This window comes from Enterococcus sp. MSG3290 (assembly GCF_050555565.1).
GTDB classification, from domain to species: Bacteria; Bacillota; Bacilli; order Lactobacillales; family Enterococcaceae; genus Enterococcus_B; species Enterococcus_B faecium.
The window spans coordinates 2,638,808-2,659,705 of the sequence record NZ_CP187862.1; the positions used below are offsets into that span (position 1 = coordinate 2,638,808).

Consider the following 20,898-nt stretch of genomic DNA (forward strand, 5'->3'; position numbering starts at 1 on the left):
TTCCTTGATTTGTTAGTTTTAGTATAGCACTGTTGCGCTATTTGAAAAGGGGGTACAAAAATAACTATCTTCGTTACCTAATTCGTATCAATCACACCAAAATAAAAACACCTTCCAAAAAAGAAGATGTCTTTAAAACGAGATACAATTTTTTGTCATTCACTTCAGGTAAATTAGAGCCAATTAAACCCTCCGTAACTTGACGGAGATGGAGAAGATGCCCCCGTCTAATCTAGCGGTCATCTCTCCTCCCATTCCTTCCACCAATTTTTTTGACAGGTAAAGCCCGATTCCGCTAGATTCCGTATTTGTGCGGCTGGTATTTTCGGTATAAAAACGCTGGAAGACTTTTTCAACAGAGGTTTGCGCTCCTGGTTTGATAGGATTGGCCACTGTTAATCGAATGAATGGATCCTCTTTTGAAAATGTCACCTTTGCTTGTCCATCTGCATAACGCAATAAATTCTGTATGATATTTTGCAGCACTCGCAGCAACATGAGCGGATCTGCTAATACAGTTGTATTTATCGAGTGTTCAGCGAACGCTACCTCGATATTTTTCTCAGAAAATTGTTCATAAAAAGAGAAAAATACTTCTTCCACCTCTTTAGAAAAAGAAAGCGTATGGAGATCCATTTCTTTTTGCTTCGTCTCTATTCGAGCAAGATCATAAAACTGATCCGTCATACTGAGTAATCTTGCAACAGATTGTTTGATGATCGTTAAATACTTCTCCCGTTTCTCCGTATCCTCTACCTGTTCCAGTAATTGTACATAACCGTTAATAGCAGTCAAAGGAGTTCTGAGATCATGAGAAAGGCCGACGATCGATAGTCTGATGTTTTCTTCCATTTCTTGAAATACTTGTCCTTTTTGTTCATTTTCATCCACCCATCTATTCAGTGCATCTACTAGGTCCATTAGATTCTTTTCTCGAAATTCGACTGAAAGACGACCACCATATTCTTGTCGTTCAGAAAGAGTGGCGATTTTCTTAGTTAATCGCTTGATTTCCCTTTGCAGGAAGAAAATAAAACTTCCCATAAAGATAACAACGAGAAGCAACAGCCACTTAATCAAATCTAAACCCCACTCCCCACACCGTATGAATATACACAGCATGTGCCTTTGCTAGTTTCCCTCGAAGATTGGAAATATGCATATTCACTGTTTTCTCACTATCAAAATATGGTTCTTGCCAAACTGTTTCATAAAGATTTGCTCGCGAAAATACTTTTTTCGGATGTTCTAAAAAAAGCTTCAGCAGATCGAATTCTCTTCCTGTCAAATGGACAGCCACACCATTCACATTTACATCCCTCGACTCTTTGTCCAGTAAGATTTCCTTGTAATAGATGCGTTGCGACAGATCTTTTACTTGGACAGAAGTCTGATGACGAAGTTGGATGCCGATTCGTAACAAAAGTTCTTCGATATCAAATGGTTTCGTCACATAGTCATCCGCTCCTGCTGCCAACAAGGAAACTTTATCTCTTTGATCGCTTTTTGCTGAAAGAACGATGATCGGAACATTCGATGTCTGTCGGATTTCTGCTAACAATGCTTCACCTGAAAGCCCTGGAAGCATGAGATCTAGAAGGATCAAATCGACAGGATATGTGCTTAACAATAATTTTCCTTCCGTACCTGAATAAGCATCAAGAAGTTTGTATCTCTGTTCAAGAACCTCCTCCAGTAAAGAATGAACAGCTTCATCGTCTTCGATAATCAAAATAGTTTCCAGCAGGACCACCTACTTAATGTCAGATTTTTGGAAAATAAACATTCCTAGAGCTGATGATACCACGATTGTTACTAGACTGACCAGAATCATTTTCGGTGCTTGCGAATAAGTTGCTTGTTGCGCAAAGTCCGTATACATGAGCCACGTTTCCGTAAACCACTCCGTTAGAAATTCCAAGCCTTTGATTTTTGCGAAAACACCGGGAACGAAGGCCGTTCCCATGATATAAAGAAAAGAAAGAAGCAAACTGACACTGGTACTTCTAGTGATGAATGTCAAAGCCACTGGAACAGATAATGTCGCTAATATCAGCAGAAGCAATACAGGAAATACTTTTAGAACATAATTTCCATAGTTTTTGATTCCCTCAACTTCACCAAATCCGAAAGCAAGTGTGTAAGCAATCATGGCTAGCCCCGTAATCAAAACCACGCCAAGTGTTGTGATCAAAAGCGTAACGAGAAGTTTCGACACATAATAAGTCATTCGATTCCGTCCTAAAGATAACGTATTGCGAATCGTACCGTTTTGAAATTCTTCCCCAATATAAAAGCACGCAAATGCTGCGAAAGCCAGAAGAATCCATGCAGCCATTTTTTCCACCATTAAAATCCCTGTTGCACCGTTGATGACTGTATCCGTTGCTTGGTTTAATTCATTGCCGTATTTTGTATGCATATACCATTCGTTCCAAGAATAAAAAAGCGGAAGTACGACCATCAGTCCTAGTGAGATCCACATTTTACGGCTCTTCCATACTTTTATTTTTTCAGCAGTTAATAGATTAAACATGTGTCTTGCCTCCAGTTAATTGTAAGAAATAATCTTCCAGTTTTTGCCCAACTAGGTGGATGCCATCCACAGGAACTTTTGCCTCTACCAATGCTTGATTGATGGCTGCTACTTGGTCAATTCCTTCAAAAAGCTGGATAACACGGCTAGATTGGACAAAATAATCCCTATAACCAAGAGAGTCGAGAACCGTTACTGCTTGTTCCGTCGCCGAAGTGTCAATTTTTATAAATTGACGAGATTCTTGTGCCAATTCTTCTTTCGATAATTCTTTGATCAAGTGTCCTTCATGCAAAATACCATAGTGGGTGGCGATCTGTGACAATTCATCTAGCAAGTGGCTAGAAAGCAAGACGGTGATTCCCCGTTCTTTTACCAAACGTTGGATGATTTCTCGCATTTCTGCCATCCCTGCTGGATCCATCCCATTCGTCGGTTCATCCAAAATCAAAAATTCTGGATTCGTGATCAGTGCATTTGCAATAGCTAAACGCTGGCGCATACCTAAAGAGAAATTCTTTGCTTTCTTTTTCCCTGTATTTTCCAATCGCATCATTTTCAGCAGGTCTTCGATTTCTCTATCCGATACACCACCGTTCGCTGCTTGGATACGTAGGTTATCTCTTGCAGTTAATTCTGGATAAAGAGCAGGGGTTTCAATCGATTGACCCATACGTCGTCTTGCTGCCTGCAAATCCGTCGTTCCAAATAATTCGATCGAACCTTCATCAATCGAGATCAAACCCATAATAGTTCTCATAAAGGTAGACTTACCCGCTCCATTCTCCCCAATCAAACCATAGATCATCCCACGTTTGATTTCGATCGATACTTTATCTAATGCTTTGGCAGCACCGTATTTTTTGGTTATACCAGTTGCTTTCAAGACCGTTTCATTTCCAAAATCCATACTTATCCTTCTTTCTTATTGATAAGTGAAGTATAGTTGACGGGTATAAAGAAAGCAGCCAGAAATGTATAAAGAAAGTGTAAATTTTCCAATTGAATTTCAAGAAAAATCAGACTGTCTCGCAGACGTGGTTGAGTTGTCTGCCAAACAAAGAGCGCACCAAACAGTGCTAACCCAAGTGGACTGGCCACCATGGTAATCGTTGTTATCGTTGACATCAGACGTCCTTGTATATGCGTTGGAACTTCTCGCTGAAGCCAGACCATATAAAAAGCAAAAGAAAACATTAATCCTTAAAAACGGACTTATGAAAAATAATACATGCCGTTTGGGATTTACAATTAGCTACCAAATAAGAGGTTATGACAAAAGACTTTTCACAATCCCTTCTTCCGAATAAACGGTGTTCTCCTGCCAACTCCTCGGTCACAAGTCACAATATTTATCAAACATGAGAAGCAATTTTTGTAAATTCCTTCTTATTTCTTGAAGCTGACCACTTCTGTCACAACCTCAGAAGCGGATAAATAATATTGTTTGATGATACTTTATCTTTTTCCCGTTTGTTTATAGATCGAATGATATTATAGACCAAGAATCCTACCTATTAACATAGCTAAAAACACAAAAAAGGCACTTTCCAAATTGTGGAAAGTGCCAGAAAAGTTAGGATTAAGGTAACTGCGCTCAGCATTGCTTCGCCCAGTACGATTCTCGTAACTCGTGAACTCGAACGATAATCGCAATTAACGTTTTGAGAACTGTGAAGCTTTACGAGCTTTCTTAAGACCTGGTTTTTTACGTTCGACCATACGTGCGTCACGTGTAAGCAAGCCAGCACGTTTAAGCGCTAAACGGAAGTCAGGATCAACTTCTAGCAATGCACGAGCGATACCATGACGGATAGCTCCTGATTGTCCAGCGTATCCTCCGCCGTTTACGTTAACAAATACGTCATATGCGCCTTTTGTTTCAGTAACAGCGAAAGGTTGATTGATTACTTCACGCAAGTCAGCATGTGGAATGTATTCTTCAACATCTTTTTTATTTACAGTAATTTTGCCAGTTCCTGGTACTAGACGTACGCGAGCAACTGCGTTTTTACGACGGCCTGTGCCGATATATTGAACTTGTGCCAATGAAATTCCCTCCTATTAGATTAAGTTTGTGATGTCTAAAACTTCTGGTTGTTGTGCTGCATGTGGATGTTCTGCTCCACCGTATACGTTCAATTTTGTAAATTGTTTGCGGCCTAAAGTGTTTTTAGGAAGCATACCTTTTACAGAAGTTTCGATCAAACGACGAGAATTTTTAGCACGCAATTCGCCAGCAGTGATTGATTTCAATCCTCCTGGGTAGTTGCTGTGACGGTAATAAATTTTGTCAGTCGCTTTTTTACCTGTTAATTTCACTTTGTCTGCATTGATGACGATGACGAAATCGCCAGTATCCAAATGAGGTGTGAAAGTTGGTTTATTTTTACCACGTAGTACAGATGCAACAACTGTTGAAAGACGTCCCAATGGAACATCAGTTGCGTCTACTACATACCATTTACGTTCTACTTCGCCTGGTTTGGCCATATATGTTGTACGCACGTTATTTTCCTCCAATTTAAGTTCTGATGTTTGACATACACTTCGAGTTTCCGGGGCTCTTTGTGGGGCAAACAATACCATTTAACATATTACCCGCTAATCTAGTCAATGTCAACGTTTTTCTGCTTGATTGAAAAATTTATATGAAACTTTACTTCTTTTCTTTCTTTTATATAAAAGGGTCGTTTCCTGTCAAAATGAAAAACAAAAAGAGGCTGTGACAAAAGTCTTGTCACAACCCCTTATTTTGAATAAACGGTGTTCTCCTGCCAACTCCTCGGTCACAAGTCACAATATCCATAAAACATAAGAAGCTGTTTTTTGAAATTGTTTCTTGTGACTCGGAGCTGAACGGCAGGCTTACGACCTCTTGGTAAACGGTGTTCAATCAGCTGACCCTCGGTATTAGCTCAAAAAACGGCAAAATATGAGGAACTATTTTGACGTTTGTTTCTCTAATACTCAGGTCAAAACGCTGATTTCACAACCTCTTTTTCGGTCAAGTTCAACAACAGTTCTTACGCGTCGATCTCTGGCGCTTTGCCCAAATGAGCTTGGATCATCCAGATACGTTTTTCTGTGGCTGTTTTGAATTCGATAAAGATATCTTGTGTTGGATCGTCGCCTTCTTCTCCAGAAACTTCGATTCCTTTTTGGTAAAGATCTGCTAGATAACGATAGCCTGCAACAAGTGTTTCCAAACGTTCTGGAATAGTACGATCCCAGCGGCCAATTTCATCAGGGATTTTTGTGTTATCTGCAAATTCACGCAATGTAGAATAAGGTGAACCGTCTAATGTGATCAAGCGTTCGGATACTTCATCTAACTGAGCGTTCAAATCATCCATGAACTCATCCATCATTGGGTGCAATGTAAGGAAACCTGGTCCTCTCATGTACCAATGTGTTTGGTGAACAACAACAGACATTTGGCTTAGATCTGCAACTAATTGATTTAATACTTCTTTGGTTTGTTGGAATTTCATCTTTCTTGCCTCCTAACATTTTCTTACACTTAAAATAATAGTAGACTTTCAATGAAAAGTACAACAAAATCATTTACCTGAGAACGATTTTCAGTTCGCTTTTTTATCCGTAAAGCCAATCATTTTTCAGAATCAGCTAATTCTTCTCGCAGTTGAGCAAATTGCTGATAAGTCTGTGCTAAATGCTTTTGTGTCGAAACAAATAATGGATAGATTTTCTGATATTTTTTATGATCAGTTTCTTGTACTCCAACTTGCTCTTTCAATTCTATCAATTCCTGTGCTTCACTAATACTTTGGATCTTTCCGATGCTTCTCCAGCCTAAAATCACAGCTCCTAATGCGGATGCTTCTGTGACAGTAGGGAAAACAAGTGGGTAACCCAGTACATCAGCCATCATCTGACGAAAAATCGGAGATTGAGCAAACCCGCCTGTAGCACGGATCTCTGTGAGCTGATTTTCCTGGCAAACTCCTTTTAAAATCCGATAAAGATTGAGACAGATCCCTTCTAGAATCGCCTTCATCATTTCTTTTTCTGTATGTTGCCGCTGTAAGCCGATAAAACTGCCAAACGCATCTGCGTCCCAAAGCGGTGCTCGCTCACCAAGCAAATAGGGATGAAAAATCAGACCATTGGCACCCGCTGGCACAAAAGCGATAGCCGAAAGCAGTGCATCATATGGATTTTCTCCTTTTTCTTTAGCAGATTGAACGACTTCCTGTAAAAATGTATGCCCTGCCCAATCAAAGATGCCAGCACCATTGCTAGTCGCTCCTCCCACTACCCAATGTTTCTGATCCAGAACATAACAAAACGTCTCCATTTCTGGATGGAACTGAGGCTGAGTAGTAATAAAACGAAGTGCTCCGCTCGTTCCTACGGTCAAAGCGGCGATCGTATCACCAAAAGCACCTAACCCTAGATTAGAAAGCGGCCCGTCTGCCCCTCCCAAAACAAATGATATATCATTTGGCAAACCTAGTTCTGCTGCTGTTTTTGATGGTAGACCTGTTACTTGATAGGTGGAAGGAAAGACTTGCGGCAATTGCTCTATTCGAATGTTCAAGTAGTCAAGCACTTCTTCTGCCCATTGGAATTCATGGATATCAAAATATCCAGTTCCTGAAGCTGTTCCGTAGTCGCTGATCAGTTCGCCAAACAATCTATAAAAGATATAGTCTTTGATACCGACAAAATAAGCAGTTTTTTTGAATAATTCAGGTTGGCTGTTTTGCAGCCACTTGATTTTGTTCAATGGTGTCATTGGATGAATCGGCGTCCCAGTCTGCCGATAAAATTCTTTGCCAAGCACGGTATATTTCAGTTTTTCTGCTTCGTCCGCTGCTCGGTTATCTGCCCAAGTGATCATTCGAGATAACGGTGTTTTCTCTTCATCCAACAATATCAGGCCATGCATCGCAGAGGAGAAGGAGACAAATTGAATGATTGTGTCTGAAGGCAACTGTTTAATTACTTCTTTTATAACGGTGCAGACACCTTGAAAGATCAATTCCTGATCTTGTTCTGCCATCCCTTGTGTTTCTTGGATCAAAGGGTAGCGAAAATAAGCGGATGCTACTTCTTGGGCTTCATCTGTGAAAGCAACTGCTTTGGTTTGTGTGGTTCCGATATCTAATCCGATTGAAACGTTCATTTTTTCACCTCAAATTTTATGTATGTACAAAAATTTAGTTTAAGCTTGCGTATCTTGGTTTTGAAAAGGGGGAGATGGCGTGTTACTTTATTTTATCATTGGTTGCTGTATCGGATCATTTTTATGTTTAACCGCCCAGCGGATTCCGTTAGGTCACTCTATTATTTATCCTAGATCTCATTGTGTCAAATGCTGTCGTTCGCTTTCTTGGTATGAATTGATTCCGATTCTCTCGATCATCGTCCAACGATTTCGCTGCCGCTATTGCCGGTGTCGGTTGCCCTTCTACTATTTGTTGGCAGAAGCCTTATGTGGTGGTCTTTTTGTCTGGTTCTTTACTTTTTCTTCTGCAAGAAATTATTCGACGTTCATATGGATGCTTTCGGCTTTGCTATTTTCGTTGATGGATTTATTTTACTTCATGGTCCATTCTCACACGCTATTCTGTTCTTGGGCAATTTTATGGATTTTTTGGTTGCAGGCCGGCGTCTTCCAATGGCAAAGTGTGCTGTTAACGTTTATCGTAGGCGGTGTGTGCCTTCGCTATGGTCAATCCTATCTCGGAGCTGGTGATACTCTGTTGATGCTTTCTTGGAGTGGTGGCTTGTCTCTGGAAGAGTTGCTTCAGATCTTGTTTCTTGCTAGTCTGTTTGGAATATCCGTTTTTTCTGTTTACTTTATCTGTCATAAAAAAAGATGGAAAAACTGCCTTTCATTCCTTTTTTGAGCAGTGCGTTGCTGATTGTCCTTCATCTTAGGTATTGAAAAAAGGTTGTGACAAACGACTTGTCACAACCTCTGATATACGGTGTTCCAAAAGTAGCTTTTTCGGCTTCTTATTTCTTGCCGCCCCAATGTCGACGAAGGAAACCGGCACGTCCAGAACCTTCTCGATAAAGATTGTAATGGAGCTTGTTTTTCTTGTAATAATCCTGATGGTAATCTTCTGCAGGATAGAACTCGCTTCTCGGTTCGATTTTTGTCACGATTGGCTTATCAAATCGTCCGCTGTCTTGCAATGCTTGTTTTGAACGCTCTGCAATATTTCGTTCTTCTTCATCATTATAGTAGATCACTGGACGATAAGAATCACCGCGATCAGCGAACTGTCCTAATGCGTCAGTCGGATCGGTTTGCTGCCAATAGATTTCCACCAACTGATCATAAGAAATAACTTCTGGATCATATTCGATCTCTACTGCTTCTGTATGCCCTGTTGTGCCTGTTGTTACTTGTTCATAAGTTGGATTTGGTACATGCCCGCCAGTATAACCGGATGTCACAGAAATGATCCCTGGCTGCTCTTCAAATGGTTTGACCATACACCAAAAGCATCCGCCTGCGAAAACTGCTTTTTTTGTCATATAAAATCCCCCTTTTTTCTCATCATACCTTGATTTCCAAAAGGAGGATAACGTTTTGCTTGTGACAAAAAAAACGGAAACTATTATATACGTGATACGGCTTCTGATAACTGCCAAAACGAACGTACTTGATCAAAAACGGTTAAATCAGGAATCACATATTCAGCAGAAGGAAGATTTATGTTTTCACCTATTCCCAATACATGCATGTTACCAGCCAAAGCTGCTTGACAACCAGCTTCTGAATCTTCAATGACCAAGCATGCATTTGGCGGTACATTCAATTGCTGTGCTCCTTTGAGAAAAACTTCTGGATCAGGTTTTGCTTTTGATACTTGCGTGCCGTCAATAAGGACATCAAAATAACTTGTCAAATTCGTTTTTTCTAAAATGAGGCGTGCATTTTTGCTTGCTGATCCCAATCCGATCTTGATGTTTGTTTTTTTCAAGTACTCAAGAACAGCTATTGCACCAGGCAAAACGGATGTTTCATCCATTTTTTGAATCGCTTGAAGATATAGATTGTTTTTTTGCTCAGCAAAGGCTGATTTCTCTTTTTCTGAGAATTTCTGTTCCATTTTTCCAAATGACAGCAATCGCTCTAGTGACTCGGTTCTGGATATTCCTTTCAGTTGCTCGTTTTCTTTCTCAGTGAATGGAATGGACAGCTGGTTAGCTAAAACCAGCCACGCTTCGTAATGATAACGAGCTGTGTCTACAAGAACGCCATCTAAATCGAATAGTGCTGCTTTGATTTTCATCGATTACCTCCTTGAAAATGAACGACTTGAAGTAAAGATGCGATGTTTTTAGCTGTGCGATGAAGATTATCAGTGGCTTGCTGTAAAGCTTCTTGTAAAGGCACAGCTGCAGGAAGGATCGGAAAAACGGCCGAAATGCCAACATCTGCTGCTTTTTCGCTTCCTTTACCAACACTTCCGCAAATAGCTATCACAGGAACGCCCTCTGGTACTCTTCTAGCAATCCCAACTGGCGCTTTTCCTTTTAGACTTTGTCCATCTAGACGTCCTTCGCCTACGATTACGAGGTCTGCTTGCTGTACCCGTTTATCGAACTCCAGTAAATCCAATACGTAGTCGATGCCAGAGACTATTTTCCCTGAAGCAAATGCTAACAGTCCTGCACCCATTCCACCACCAGCACCACTGCCCGATGCCTCGATTACTTGAGGGGCAAATCTCATATAAAAATCATGCATGGCTTGGTCAGCCACTGCTAATTCATTTTCTTTCAAGCCTTTTTGTGGTCCGAAAACAAAAGAAGCGCCTTCTTTTCCGCATAAAAGATTAGTAACATCAGTAATGACAGTGATTTTGGCTTTAATCAGCTCAATAGGCACGTTCGTTTTATCAACTGTAGCAATTTTACCTAGATTTTCTCCCAGTGCTTCTACTTTTTGATTATCTTGATCGTAAAAAGCATAACCTAGACCTTCTGCCATGCCGATGCCGCCATCGTTGGTACTACTTCCGCCAACGCCGATGATGATGTGTCGAACACCTTGTTGCAACAATTGTCGTATCAGTTCTCCTACTCCTCGCGTGGATAACCTAAGTGGCTGTCGTTGGTTTAGTGGGACATCTTTCAATCCGACGATTTCTGCCATTTCAAAAATCGCAGTTTGACCGTCTGAAGCGTACTGGATTTCTTTGTTTTTGCCAAATGAATTAGTAACGACTGCTGTTTGCCGCTTCAACCTTAAACTGTCTGCTAATGATGAAACCGTTCCTTCTCCTCCATCGCCTATAGGTAGCAGATCATATTCAGCCTGAACAAAAACTTCTTGAAAACCTGATTGAATGGCTTGTGCTGCCTCTATGGCTGTCAGACTTTCTTTGAAAGAATCTGGCGCAATCAGAATACGCATTATTTTTCCCTCCGTTCCAAGATCAGTTCTTTTTCCAGCTGGTATTGGTCTTCATTGACAAAAATAGGTAATGTTTCTTTCGTCTCTTTTTTTATTACTATTTGTTTTTTTGTCAAAACAAATAGCAACCTGTGATTTTTCCAAATAAAAGGAAAAGAAATTTTTTCCCATGCTGAAGGAAGTCTTGGAGAAATAGAAAGAGTTCCATTCGTTACTGTAATACCTGAAAAACCAAATATAACTGCTAGCCATAGTGCTCCTAATGAAGCAGCATGAATTCCGTCATCTGATGAATGCGGATCTGGTCCTAAATCAATCAGGCACGCTTCTTGGAATAAATGATACGCCCATTCCATTTCTTGGATACGGCAAGCCTCTATGGCGTGAATCGCTTTACTCAACGATGAGTCGTGGATTGTTTTGTTTTCATAGTAATGCAAATTCTTAGAAACGATTGGTTGAGAAAAATACTCAGGTAATAAGTATAACAGCATGACAAGATCTGCTTGCTTGCTGACTTGGAGTTCATTTACTTCGCTACGGGCATAATCAAGTAAAATAGACTGGCTGCCAGGACGTTCTTTGTAAGTGGTCAAATCAATAACTGGCTTACTGAGATACGTGTCATCTTGCGGAATCAGCTGTTCTTTGTTAGGCACTGGCAAATATAACTTATCTAAAAAATTTTGACATTCTTTCAAAAAAAGCGGATCGCCAGCTTGATATTTAACAGCTAAGGCCACATTATAATGCGCCAGATAGTTCGTATATGCATTATTGTCGATATATTCTGTGTATTCATCTGGACCAATGACTCTGTGTATCTCTAAATGATCATCGACTTTTACAGCTCTGCTCAGCCAAAAAGCTGCTGTTTCATGAATGAGAGTTTTTCCCTTTGTTTCTAAAAACGATTGATCCTCTGTTGCTTGGACATACTCTTGAACGGCATAAGCAAGGTCTGCACTGATATGGTGTTCTGCGGCAGCTGAAGTAACTTCTTGTCTTGTTCCGGTTTTGATATTCAATGCAGCAAATTTGGGTGTCTCTTCCTGACCAGTGTGTGCGCTCTCCCATGGGAAAAGTGCACCTTGATAGTGATAATCTCTTGCTTTTTGCCGTGCGCCTTCTAATCGATCATAACGGTACAGCAGCAAATTCTTTGCTACTTCAGGAAACTGATATAAAAAGAAAGGCAGGATAAAAATTTCCGTATCCCAGAAAACATGCCCTTTATAACCTTCGCCAGTTAGTCCCTTCGCCCCTACACTAACACTTGGATCATTGCGGGGAGTCATAATCTGTAAATGGTAAGCAGAGAAGTCCATCGCTAACTGATCGAAAGAAGAATCGCCTTGGATCGTTATCCGATGCTGATGCCAAAAATCTGCCCAATAAGCCATCGACTGCTCTAAAATTTCTGTATAACTAACGCTTTTCTGTGCTTGGACAATGCTTTTCTCAAATGGGTCTGTTTGCTGAAGAGAGGTAGAGAGCACGATGGTCTTCTCTAGCGTAAAGAACGTATTTTTTCTGACCTTTTCTGAAAAGGAAGCGGTGATCCGGCGATTTTTTGCTTGGAACACACCTGCTTTATTGAACTTAGCTGCAATCCCGATATCAATTTTACTTTCTGTTGTCTGGTAGGAAGCACTGATCAAATCGTCACCAAATACTCGCAGTTCTTTTTCAACCAACTGCTGTGTACCAAAATTAGTTTGCTGTCCATCGATACCCGTTTTCACATCTACTCGGCAGTCTTCGGTCAACGGCTTGATGACGACTTTCAGGGCTGCCTGATGGAGATTATTTTGATCAGCCACACGGCAAGTGATGACTTCCACTTTTTTTCCTTGAGCAGTTTCAATAAGCGCATAGCGTTTAAGCTCTCCCGTTTCTAAATCTAGTGCCCGTTCATATGCAAGAACTTTCATCGTTTCAAGAGAAAAATGTTCACCGTCGATTTTTATTTCCCATCTGATGACATCTGGAAGATTCACTAACTCGGCTGATTCTGCTCCTAAAGGTCGGTTATATACACCAGCTGCAAACATTCCCCTTACTTGATTCCGATAGTCTTCCTCCTGGCTTCCTCTGATACCAAAAAATCCATTTCCAATGGTCATCTGACTCGCATACTTATTGATATACTCTAAATCAAATTGTTTTTCTTCTACTTTCATAAGGTAATAACTTCTCCTGTTTCTGCCGAACGATATAAATTTTCCACCAGATTCTGGATGACATATCCTTGCCAGCCATCTGCAATCATCTGAGCCTGGTCACCGAGCGCCCTATTCACAAAATGAGCCATACTTTGTTCATGTGGGTCATTAACTGGCGTGGTCTTTTGTAAGGAAACCAGCTTTCCATCTACATCTTCGAATAGTTCGCCTGGATACAGATTAGCACCTGCCTGATCGCCACAAAAAGCCACATTCAGTTTGTCTTCTCTGATATTCAAAGCAAACGAAGTATTCAGTTGGATGATCTTGCCGTTTTCTAATTCCAGTGTGCCAAAAATTGCATCTTCTACTGTGAATTTGCTTGGATCCCATTTCCCGAATTTCCCTGAATTTTTTTTCGTACCAATTTTTTGGAAGCTGTACGCCCGAACGCTTTTTACTTTAGGAAATCCAGTAATATACATCGCTGTATCAAGCATGTGAATGCCATAATCGATCAAAGGCCCGCCTCCTTGAAGTTCTTTGTCGATAAACGTTCCCCAGCCTGGAACACCAGACCGACGAAGCGCATTCGCTTCTACGTAATAAATATCCCCGAGAACATCAAGATGATTCTTGATCATTGTTGCTTCGTCAGAAAAACGATGCTGGAATCCATAAGCCAAAATCTGCCCGTTTTTATCGGCTGTCTCTGCCATCTTTCTTGCTTGATCAGCTGTCATAGCTGGTGGTTTCTCGCACATCACTGAAGCATTAGCTTCGAGGGCAGCCAATACATGTTCGAAGTGAAAGCGATTGGGTGTACAGACACTCACGATATCGGGAGAAATCTCATTCAGCATTTGTGTAACTGATGTATACACATGAGAAAATCCTGTACGTCGGCAAAAGTCTTCTGCCCGCTGGCTGACTGGATCAACCACAGCGGCCAATTCTAAGACATCTGATCTTTTTTGATAATAAGCAGCATGTACTTTTTCTGCTACTTGTCCAGCGCCTATGATTGCTACTTTCTTCATTTATTTCTCCCTCCTTTGCTTATTTACTTATTGTTTTTCTTTCTCTATTCTTTCTCTAAATCATTTAAATGACGCGCTGTTTCCAGACAGTTTTTCAAGTATTGCAATGATTCCTGATAAATTTTCACTTCATTTTCTCCTCGCAAACGACATTCATATACCATATAACCTTCATACTCATTTTGAAGTAGCGTTTGAAAATGGCGAGTAAAATCAATTGCGCCAGATCCTGGTTGGTAGCGATGATTATCTGCTAAATGGATATGACCCACATACTCTTTTTGCGTAGTCAATGCTTTTGAAATATCATCTTCTTCAATATTCATATGATAAAAATCAGCGATGATCTGCACATGTTTCAATTGATTAGAGTCAATATAATGACGCGCATCCGCTAACAAATTGATCATATGGTCTTGGTATCGGTTCAAAGGCTCCAAATAAATAACCGTACCTGTTTCTTCGGCTACTTTATCTAAATAACGAAGTGATTCGCTGACTGCTTTATAGTCTCCTTCTTTGCTTCGGGGTGAAACCATCGGCGGTAATCGATAAGTGAACATTCCCCAAGCTGCTGGGATAACGATTCCTTTGCCGCCAACCTCGCTTAGTGCACGCAAAATCTCAGCAATTTGACGTACACCATTAAGACGCCGTTCTTCGATGAAGTCACCGATCCACCCATCGTATCCGTTACAAGCTGTCACTACTGGGATCCCTGTTTCTTTGATTGCCTGTTTGACTGTATCGATATTTTCTATTAACAACTTACCGTCGATTTCGTATTCTTCAAATCCACAGTCTTTGATAAATCTAAATTTTTCTAAAATGTCTCTTGGGAAAAATGCTTGATCTTGCGTACCGAATTTCATTGTTCTCCTCCTCGGACTTGAACGCCCATTTTGATACTTTCTTCTGGGTGCTGGTCTACATAACGCATGTAAGCTTCTGCGCTTTCTGCAAATGGCACAACTGGATCAATGATTTCTTCACAATCCAAGTAACCGTTCATCAATAATTCCCAACATGTGTCCTCGATTCGTTTACGGTTCCATCTTGGGTAATCTGGGTTTGGTTCACTAGATGCTCGAGCAAAGACGATTTTTGCATTATTGAAATGTGCTTCGCGACCAAGATTAAACCCAGCTGGAAAAGGTTTAGCAAAGGCAACATAAGAAATGATCCCGCCATAGCCGATCCCTCTTAAAGAAGCTTGTAATGCGGCAGCACTGCCACTCGTTTCAATAACTGAATCTACTCCACGTTTATCTGTCAATTCCTTTAGACGAAAACCGACATCTGCTTTCATAGGATCTAGCGTGTAATCAGCACCGTATTTTTCTGCTAATTCTCTACGCTGCGCTATGGGATCGATCCCAACGATGGTAGTAGCACCTGCTTTTTTAGCTAATTGAATCGCAATTTGTCCGATAGCGCCTAAACCGAAAATTGCTACAGCATCACCTGCTCGAACATGTGCTTCTCGGATACCACCTAAAGCGAATTGAGCAGGATCGTAACATACTGCATTTTTCCATTGATTCAACCGATCAAGTTTACGTAGTTTATAATTATCAACACCGTTTGTAATCAGTGTTTCACGAATGGGTCCATAAGTGCAGACTAACTCTCCTTTTTGATACTCTGTCACCAAACTGCCCGTTTCTTCGATCGTACCGACAATCATATTTCCTAATTGAAATTCGCCAAATACCACACCGCGTTGGCTTCCTTCTTCTCTTGGCAAGAATAGGCGCCATTCTTCTGAAAATTCTTCATCGATAAATGGACTTAATCCTCTAAAGTCGACAATTTCTGTTCCTGGTTTTGGAGTAGCGAAAATTACTCGGATACGTACTTCGTTCTTTTCGATCTCACGGTCTTCGTAATCTTTGAATCCGGCTATTCTTGGTTCTAATGCAACTAATTTTTTCATCTTTTCTTTCCTCTTTCTTTTCTTTTTATCCTTTTACGCCGCCTTCGACTAAATCACCTTTAATGAATCGTTCAGATAACGCATACATAATGATGACTGGTAAAGCGGTCACCAATGAAGCGGCCATCATTCGTCCCCAAATGTAGTCTGGTGTACTGAATAATGTGTTCAAACCGATTGGTAAAGTAAATTTTTCGGAGGTCGACAGGAAAATCGAAGCAAATAAATAATCATTCCACGAAACCATAAAGCAATAAACGAAGACAGAAATGATTCCAGAAATAGCCAATGGTATAATGATCCGAATAATGATCTGGATCCGGCTAAGACCATCGATCATTGCTGCTTCTTCAATATCAGTCGGAATCGTGTCAAAATAACTTTTTAGCATGAATATCGCAGTAGGAAGTGTTTGAACGACCATCGTGATAATCAGTGCTGCATTGGTATCATACAAACCTAGACCGGAAATGATTTTAAATAATGGAACAACGATCAAAATACCGGAAAACATATAAACGGTGTAAAAGCTAGCATTGATTTTCGAGCGAGCTTTGAAGCGTAGTTTTGACAAAGCGTATGCCCCGCTGATCCCAATCACTACTGCAGTTACGGAGGCTATCAAGGAGATCACTAAACTATTTTTGAAATACATGATGAATGGAAAAATCTCAGCATTGAAAATATCCTGATAATGTTCAAAAGTCCATTCTTTCGGAAAAATAGTTTGTGTCGTTGCAATTGCTTCTTGTGAATCCTTGAATGATGTCATCAGCATGATCAAAAATGGAAACAAATTGACAGCTAATAGCAACAAAATCGTCGCGTAAAATAAGATTTTCCTGCTCTTTTTATTTTTCATTTCAAGTCCACCTTCTTTCGTGAGAGCAAGACGACCGCTGCAATAATGATGAACAATAGAATCGATATAGCTGCTGCTTTTCCAAGATCATTGAACGCAAAGGCTGTCTGATACAAATAAACGCCTAAGATATTGACTTTATTCGTCAGTAGATAGACATCTGTAAACATATAGAACATCCAGATAGATCGTAAAACAATCACAGTTGCTAGTACTGGTTTGATTGCCGGCAGTGTCACGATCTTGAACTTCTGCCAAGCATTTGCACCGTCCATTTCAGCTGCTTCATAAAGCGTTTTGTCGACTGTTTGCAAAATAGCCAAAAATGAAATAAACGCATACGGATAGTATCTCCAGATAGCAAACAAAACGACCATAAAGAAGCTAGCAACTGGCTGGTCGAACCACAGCGGTGCTTCGTTGAAAAGCTGCAACCTATCTACTAACAGATCATTGACGATTCCATAACTATTATTGAACATATATTTCCAAGCAAAAATCAAAGAAATAGATGGCGTAACATAACTTAATAAAATCAGTGAACGCACCGTTTTCCTAAATCTGAACTTGCGGTTAAGCAAAATAGCTACGGCTAATCCTAAAGCTGTACTGCCTGCTACAACTAAGAATGTGTAAGCAACTGTTAAACCTAAAGAACGATAAAATTCACTATCACTTAAAATTTCAAGATAATTGCTTAATCCGATAAAAACGGCGTCTAAGTTAGGATTCAGCGGCATATCGAAAAAACTGATCTGAATATTGGAAAGCATTGGAATCAGCACTAAAACAGCTAATAAAAGCATGCTTGGTGCTAAAAGTCCCATGGCTAATTTTAAGTCAGAATGTTTCCTTGGACGATTCATTGAAACCTCCCCCTGATAATCTGCCAATAGCTATCTACTTTTTTCGAACACCATTGGCAGAACTTCTTGTTATTTCGTATTTTTTTGTGCGTCAGCTAAAGCTTGATCGACATCTTCGTTTCCGACAGTTACTTGGTTCACTGCTTTTCCGATCACACCTGAGCTTGTGATATCTCCCATTTTCGTGAAATTCTTTTCCCCGACTAGTCCAAAGACTTGTACTTCATCAAAAGCACTAGCAATCTCAGATGGCAGCTCGCCAAAAGACTTGATGACTTCATTTTCTTTGTAACCATCCAGTTCGACTACTTGTTTATTCACTGGTTGAGCACCACCAGGAGACATCAAGACCCACTTTTCCATGTTTTTCGGTTGAGATAAGAAAGCTGTGAATGCTTCAGCAGCCTCTTTTTGTTTCTCGTCTAGACCAGAAGAAATCGTCAATCCAGATACTGTGCCATAGACAGCTTGATCTTTTTGTGTTGGGATAGCAAAACCGATATTTTCTGAGTTCCCCGCTTCATAAACAGAAGGCAAAATGTAAGTTGAATAGATTGCCATTGGTGCTGTTCCATTCATGAAAGCATCTTTGATTTCTGTCACATCATTAGAGCCTGGCATCGTGTATTGGGATAAGTTTTGATAAAACGACAATGCTTCTCTCATCTTTTCCGTATCGATCGTTACCTCGCCTTCATCATCCAAAACATTTGCTCCATTTGACAAAGCAAATTGAGAAAACGCTTGCTCACTCATTGTTCCTTCAGCAGTAGGCATAGCAATTCCATATTGTTTATTCTCTTTATCTGTGAAATGTTGAGCAATTTTTAAAATATCATCCCAATTTTCTGGTTCTGAAAAACCAGCTTCTGATAATTTTTCTTTGTCATACCAAATACCTTGAACCCAGCCGCTAATTGGTGCAGCAATATAGCTTTTTCCATCTTCTGAACGAACAAGGTTTTTGGCTCCGTCATAATAATTATCTTCTCCAGCTTCCTCGATAACGTTTTGGACTGCCGTCTGATCAATCAGTTCATCTTTATCCATCACTTTAGCAAAATCCTGACTGACTTCCATTACTTCTGGTAATTTACCGGAACGAGCTAACGTAACGATTTTCGTATTGAACGCTGATTCTTCTACCGGCACTTGCTTGATTTTGATGTCTGGATTTTCTTTTTCAAAATCAGCAACCAGTTCATTGATCACACTTAATCGTTCCTGTTCGACAGAAGAGTGCATGAATTGAATCGTTGTCTGTTGTGATTCGTTAGAGCTTTGACTTTCACCACAAGCAGTAAGAAGAAATCCAGTAGCTAGCAGACAGGTAGTAACAATAATTTTTTTCATTTTTTCCACCTCTTATTTTATTATTTTCAGCCACATATATTCATACGGCTGGAATATCAACTTTCGTTCTTGACTGCAATGGATAATTTGTCCAGAAAACAGGTCTAGGTAATCTCCTTTTGGTAAAAGATAACCTGCTGATTGATTGGAAAAATTATGGATAACTAAGACTTTCTCTTCCTTCGCTTCGCGAATAAAACTGATAAAAGAATCTGCTGAGTCCAGTAAGTAAATCAAACTATTCGGATGGAAAGCTTTTTCTTTTTTTCGAATAGATAGCATCTGGGTCAATTCACCATATACTGCTGTTCTTAATGGATCTGTCTGCAACTCTTTCTCAATATCAGCTAACAAAAATTTTTGCCGATTGATTTTTCGATTCTCTCCTGTTTTTTCTACGCCTTTGTAATCATTTCGACTTCCCAGCACACTTTGAATATAAATTGCCGGCACGCCTGGTAACGTTACCAAAAATGAATGTGCTGCTAAAAAGCGTTTGCTTCTCCATTCCGTCGTATCTGTTGGAGAACTTAACGCATCTAGATACGTAGCGTTTATCTCATATGGACTGGTCGTTCCATCTGGGTTTTTCTTGTAGTTTACTCGGGCACCCTCTTTCTTCAGCTGTTCCACTAATTCAAGGATCGTTTTTTCCGGCAGAATACCTCTTATCGGGTTTAATCCGATTCCGTCATGGGAAGCTAAAAAATTAAAAAAGGTCGTTTTTTTCGATGTAAAATTGATTGTTTCTAACCATTCTTTCAACTTACTTGTATTTCCCGAGCGTATCGCGTGAAGAGTCAAAGGTGGCAGTGAAAACTGATAGACCATCTGTGCTTCATTCCTGCCATCGCCAAAATAACTAATATTATCTTTATGTGGCACATTTGTCTCGGTGATCAATACCGTTCCTGGAGCTGCTTCATCAACGATTGCACGGAATAACTGAATAATCTTATGCGTTTCTGGCAGGTGTATACAAGAAGTTCCTAGTTCTTTCCATAAAAACCCCACAGCATCCAAACGAATAAATGAAGCGCCTTTTTCTAGGTAAAACAAAAGAATATCGATCATTTTCAATAAAACTTCTGGGTTTTTAAAATTCAAATCTACTTGATCTTCGCTAAAAGTCGTCCATACATGTTTTTCTTTCCCGTTTTTGTCGATGAAAGTTGTAAGTAGTGGACTAGTCCTTGGTCTAGTCACGCTGCTTGTATCTGTATCCAGTGGCAAATCAATAAAAAAATCTTTGTACGTATCATTCAAGTTTAAATATTCCTGAAACCAAGTACTTTCGGCAGACATATGATTGCAGACAAAGTCGAACATCAACCTTGTTTCGCTTCTCATTTCTTCTACATCGTCCCATGTGCCCAAATGGTCGTTGATTGCCTGATAATCTAAAACGGAGAAACCATCATCAGATGTATATGGAAAAAATGGCAAGAAATGAACAACACTAAATGTATCTGCCAAATACTTTTGATAAAATTTCTTAAATGTACGCAAAGTTGGTTGCTGCTCTTCAAAAAATTGATCTCCATAAGTAATCAAGAAAATATCTTCTTCGTCCCAATGCAGTTTGCCTGCCTGGCCTTTCTTCTGCTGATAATCACTGACTTTTTGTTCAATCATAGAGGCGATTTTTTCAGCTAAATCTGAGTCGCGATAAATTGCTTGTAAAAGTTTTGTATACATCGAATTCCCCTTTCTTTTTATGGGAGCGTTCCCAGCAA

General features: G+C 40.1%; 20 protein-coding genes and 1 pseudogene. 1 reads left to right on the forward strand and 20 read right to left on the reverse strand.

Annotated elements, in window-relative coordinates; all coding sequences use genetic code 11:
- Positions 1–183: 183 nt before the first annotated feature.
- From IGL31_RS12775 to IGL31_RS12815, 9 genes are all read right to left on the reverse strand, one after another.
- Positions 184–1,080 (reverse strand): sensor histidine kinase, encoded by an 897-nt coding sequence (locus tag IGL31_RS12775; RefSeq protein ID WP_002328795.1) that lies wholly within the window; start codon positions 1,078–1,080, stop codon positions 184–186.
- The gene (locus IGL31_RS12780) at positions 1,073–1,753 is read right to left on the reverse strand and encodes a response regulator transcription factor (RefSeq protein ID WP_002303698.1); all 681 of its coding nucleotides are present in this window, start codon (positions 1,751–1,753) and stop codon (positions 1,073–1,075) included. The genes IGL31_RS12775 and IGL31_RS12780 overlap by 8 nt, the downstream gene beginning before the upstream one ends.
- A complete protein-coding gene (locus IGL31_RS12785) occupies positions 1,754–2,536 on the reverse strand; it encodes an ABC transporter permease subunit (RefSeq protein WP_086299970.1) in 783 nt (260 codons plus the stop codon).
- A complete protein-coding gene (locus IGL31_RS12790; RefSeq protein ID WP_002315832.1) occupies positions 2,529–3,446 on the reverse strand; it encodes an ATP-binding cassette domain-containing protein in 918 nt (305 codons plus the stop codon). Before IGL31_RS12790 ends, IGL31_RS12785 begins: the two co-directional genes overlap by 8 nt.
- Before the next feature lie 2 nt (positions 3,447–3,448).
- Positions 3,449–3,733: a hypothetical protein gene (locus IGL31_RS12795; protein ID WP_086299969.1), complete on the reverse strand. Its 285-nt coding sequence runs from the start codon at positions 3,731–3,733 to the stop codon at positions 3,449–3,451.
- A 459-nt stretch (positions 3,734–4,192) separates the two neighbouring features.
- Positions 4,193–4,585 (reverse strand): 30S ribosomal protein S9, encoded by a 393-nt coding sequence (rpsI, locus tag IGL31_RS12800; protein WP_002287505.1) that lies wholly within the window; start codon positions 4,583–4,585, stop codon positions 4,193–4,195.
- 15 nt (positions 4,586–4,600) lie between these two features.
- On the reverse strand, positions 4,601–5,029 hold the full coding sequence (rplM, locus tag IGL31_RS12805; protein WP_002323724.1) for a 50S ribosomal protein L13: 429 nt from the start codon (positions 5,027–5,029) through the stop codon (positions 4,601–4,603).
- 533 nt (positions 5,030–5,562) lie between these two features.
- Positions 5,563–6,030, reverse strand: coding sequence for a Dps family protein (locus tag IGL31_RS12810; protein WP_002297290.1), 468 nt, complete (start codon positions 6,028–6,030; stop codon positions 5,563–5,565).
- Positions 6,031–6,149: 119 nt separating this feature from the next.
- Positions 6,150–7,688 carry a gluconokinase gene (locus IGL31_RS12815; protein ID WP_002307792.1) on the reverse strand — a complete coding sequence of 513 codons (1,539 nt, stop codon included), beginning with the start codon at positions 7,686–7,688 and terminating at the stop codon, positions 6,150–6,152.
- Positions 7,689–7,767: 79 nt separating this feature from the next.
- Between IGL31_RS12815 and IGL31_RS12820 the strand changes: the two are divergent.
- Positions 7,768–8,453 (forward strand): annotated as a pseudogene (locus IGL31_RS12820) (prepilin peptidase).
- A gap of 71 nt (positions 8,454–8,524) precedes the next feature.
- On the opposite strand, the gene msrA reads toward IGL31_RS12820, so the two are convergent.
- The 11 genes from msrA to IGL31_RS12875 form a co-directional block, all read right to left on the reverse strand.
- A complete protein-coding gene (gene msrA / locus IGL31_RS12825) occupies positions 8,525–9,052 on the reverse strand; it encodes a peptide-methionine (S)-S-oxide reductase MsrA (RefSeq protein WP_002332238.1) in 528 nt (175 codons plus the stop codon).
- 83 nt (positions 9,053–9,135) lie between these two features.
- Positions 9,136–9,813, reverse strand: a complete 678-nt coding sequence (gene pgmB, locus IGL31_RS12830; protein ID WP_081156785.1) for a beta-phosphoglucomutase — start codon at positions 9,811–9,813, stop codon at positions 9,136–9,138.
- Positions 9,810–10,940 carry a glycerate kinase gene (locus IGL31_RS12835; protein WP_086299968.1) on the reverse strand — a complete coding sequence of 377 codons (1,131 nt, stop codon included), beginning with the start codon at positions 10,938–10,940 and terminating at the stop codon, positions 9,810–9,812. The genes pgmB and IGL31_RS12835 overlap by 4 nt, the downstream gene beginning before the upstream one ends.
- The gene (locus IGL31_RS12840; RefSeq protein WP_086299967.1) at positions 10,940–13,123 is read right to left on the reverse strand and encodes a glycoside hydrolase family 65 protein; all 2,184 of its coding nucleotides are present in this window, start codon (positions 13,121–13,123) and stop codon (positions 10,940–10,942) included. Before IGL31_RS12840 ends, IGL31_RS12835 begins: the two co-directional genes overlap by 1 nt.
- Positions 13,120–14,145: a Gfo/Idh/MocA family protein gene (locus IGL31_RS12845; RefSeq protein WP_086299966.1), complete on the reverse strand. Its 1,026-nt coding sequence runs from the start codon at positions 14,143–14,145 to the stop codon at positions 13,120–13,122. The genes IGL31_RS12840 and IGL31_RS12845 overlap by 4 nt, the downstream gene beginning before the upstream one ends.
- Before the next feature lie 44 nt (positions 14,146–14,189).
- Positions 14,190–15,017, reverse strand: a complete 828-nt coding sequence (locus tag IGL31_RS12850) for a sugar phosphate isomerase/epimerase family protein (protein ID WP_002288129.1) — start codon at positions 15,015–15,017, stop codon at positions 14,190–14,192.
- On the reverse strand, positions 15,014–16,081 hold the full coding sequence (locus tag IGL31_RS12855) for a zinc-dependent alcohol dehydrogenase (protein WP_086299965.1): 1,068 nt from the start codon (positions 16,079–16,081) through the stop codon (positions 15,014–15,016). Before IGL31_RS12855 ends, IGL31_RS12850 begins: the two co-directional genes overlap by 4 nt.
- A gap of 25 nt (positions 16,082–16,106) precedes the next feature.
- Entirely contained in the window at positions 16,107–16,943 is an 837-nt protein-coding gene (locus IGL31_RS12860) for a carbohydrate ABC transporter permease (RefSeq protein WP_086299964.1), read from the reverse strand.
- The gene (locus IGL31_RS12865) at positions 16,940–17,809 is read right to left on the reverse strand and encodes a carbohydrate ABC transporter permease (RefSeq protein WP_002302347.1); all 870 of its coding nucleotides are present in this window, start codon (positions 17,807–17,809) and stop codon (positions 16,940–16,942) included. Before IGL31_RS12865 ends, IGL31_RS12860 begins: the two co-directional genes overlap by 4 nt.
- A 69-nt stretch (positions 17,810–17,878) precedes the next feature.
- A complete protein-coding gene (locus IGL31_RS12870) occupies positions 17,879–19,162 on the reverse strand; it encodes an ABC transporter substrate-binding protein (RefSeq protein ID WP_002288135.1) in 1,284 nt (427 codons plus the stop codon).
- 12 nt (positions 19,163–19,174) lie between these two features.
- Entirely contained in the window at positions 19,175–20,860 is a 1,686-nt protein-coding gene (locus tag IGL31_RS12875; RefSeq protein ID WP_086299963.1) for an alpha-amylase family glycosyl hydrolase, read from the reverse strand.
- Positions 20,861–20,898: the final 38 nt, after the last annotated feature.

Coding starts and splice junctions, on each gene's coding strand:
- msrA (WP_002332238.1), bottom strand. CDS start 9,052: ATGACAAAAAAAGCAGTTTTCGCAGGCGGATGCTTTTGGTGTATGGTC.
- IGL31_RS12835 (WP_086299968.1), bottom strand. CDS start 10,940: ATGCGTATTCTGATTGCGCCAGATTCTTTCAAAGAAAGTCTGACAGCC.
- IGL31_RS12855 (WP_086299965.1), bottom strand. CDS start 16,081: ATGAAAAAATTAGTTGCATTAGAACCAAGAATAGCCGGATTCAAAGAT.
- IGL31_RS12845 (WP_086299966.1), bottom strand. CDS start 14,145: ATGAAGAAAGTAGCAATCATAGGCGCTGGACAAGTAGCAGAAAAAGTA.
- IGL31_RS12810 (WP_002297290.1), bottom strand. CDS start 6,030: ATGAAATTCCAACAAACCAAAGAAGTATTAAATCAATTAGTTGCAGAT.
- IGL31_RS12795 (WP_086299969.1), bottom strand. CDS start 3,733: ATGTTTTCTTTTGCTTTTTATATGGTCTGGCTTCAGCGAGAAGTTCCA.
- pgmB (WP_081156785.1), bottom strand. CDS start 9,813: ATGAAAATCAAAGCAGCACTATTCGATTTAGATGGCGTTCTTGTAGAC.
- IGL31_RS12870 (WP_002288135.1), bottom strand. CDS start 19,162: ATGAAAAAAATTATTGTTACTACCTGTCTGCTAGCTACTGGATTTCTT.
- rplM (WP_002323724.1), bottom strand. CDS start 5,029: ATGGCCAAACCAGGCGAAGTAGAACGTAAATGGTATGTAGTAGACGCA.
- IGL31_RS12860 (WP_086299964.1), bottom strand. CDS start 16,943: ATGAAAAATAAAAAGAGCAGGAAAATCTTATTTTACGCGACGATTTTG.
- IGL31_RS12865 (WP_002302347.1), bottom strand. CDS start 17,809: ATGAATCGTCCAAGGAAACATTCTGACTTAAAATTAGCCATGGGACTT.
- IGL31_RS12785 (WP_086299970.1), bottom strand. CDS start 2,536: ATGTTTAATCTATTAACTGCTGAAAAAATAAAAGTATGGAAGAGCCGT.
- IGL31_RS12790 (WP_002315832.1), bottom strand. CDS start 3,446: ATGGATTTTGGAAATGAAACGGTCTTGAAAGCAACTGGTATAACCAAA.
- IGL31_RS12850 (WP_002288129.1), bottom strand. CDS start 15,017: ATGAAATTCGGTACGCAAGATCAAGCATTTTTCCCAAGAGACATTTTA.
- IGL31_RS12840 (WP_086299967.1), bottom strand. CDS start 13,123: ATGAAAGTAGAAGAAAAACAATTTGATTTAGAGTATATCAATAAGTAT.
- IGL31_RS12875 (WP_086299963.1), bottom strand. CDS start 20,860: ATGTATACAAAACTTTTACAAGCAATTTATCGCGACTCAGATTTAGCT.
- IGL31_RS12815 (WP_002307792.1), bottom strand. CDS start 7,688: ATGAACGTTTCAATCGGATTAGATATCGGAACCACACAAACCAAAGCA.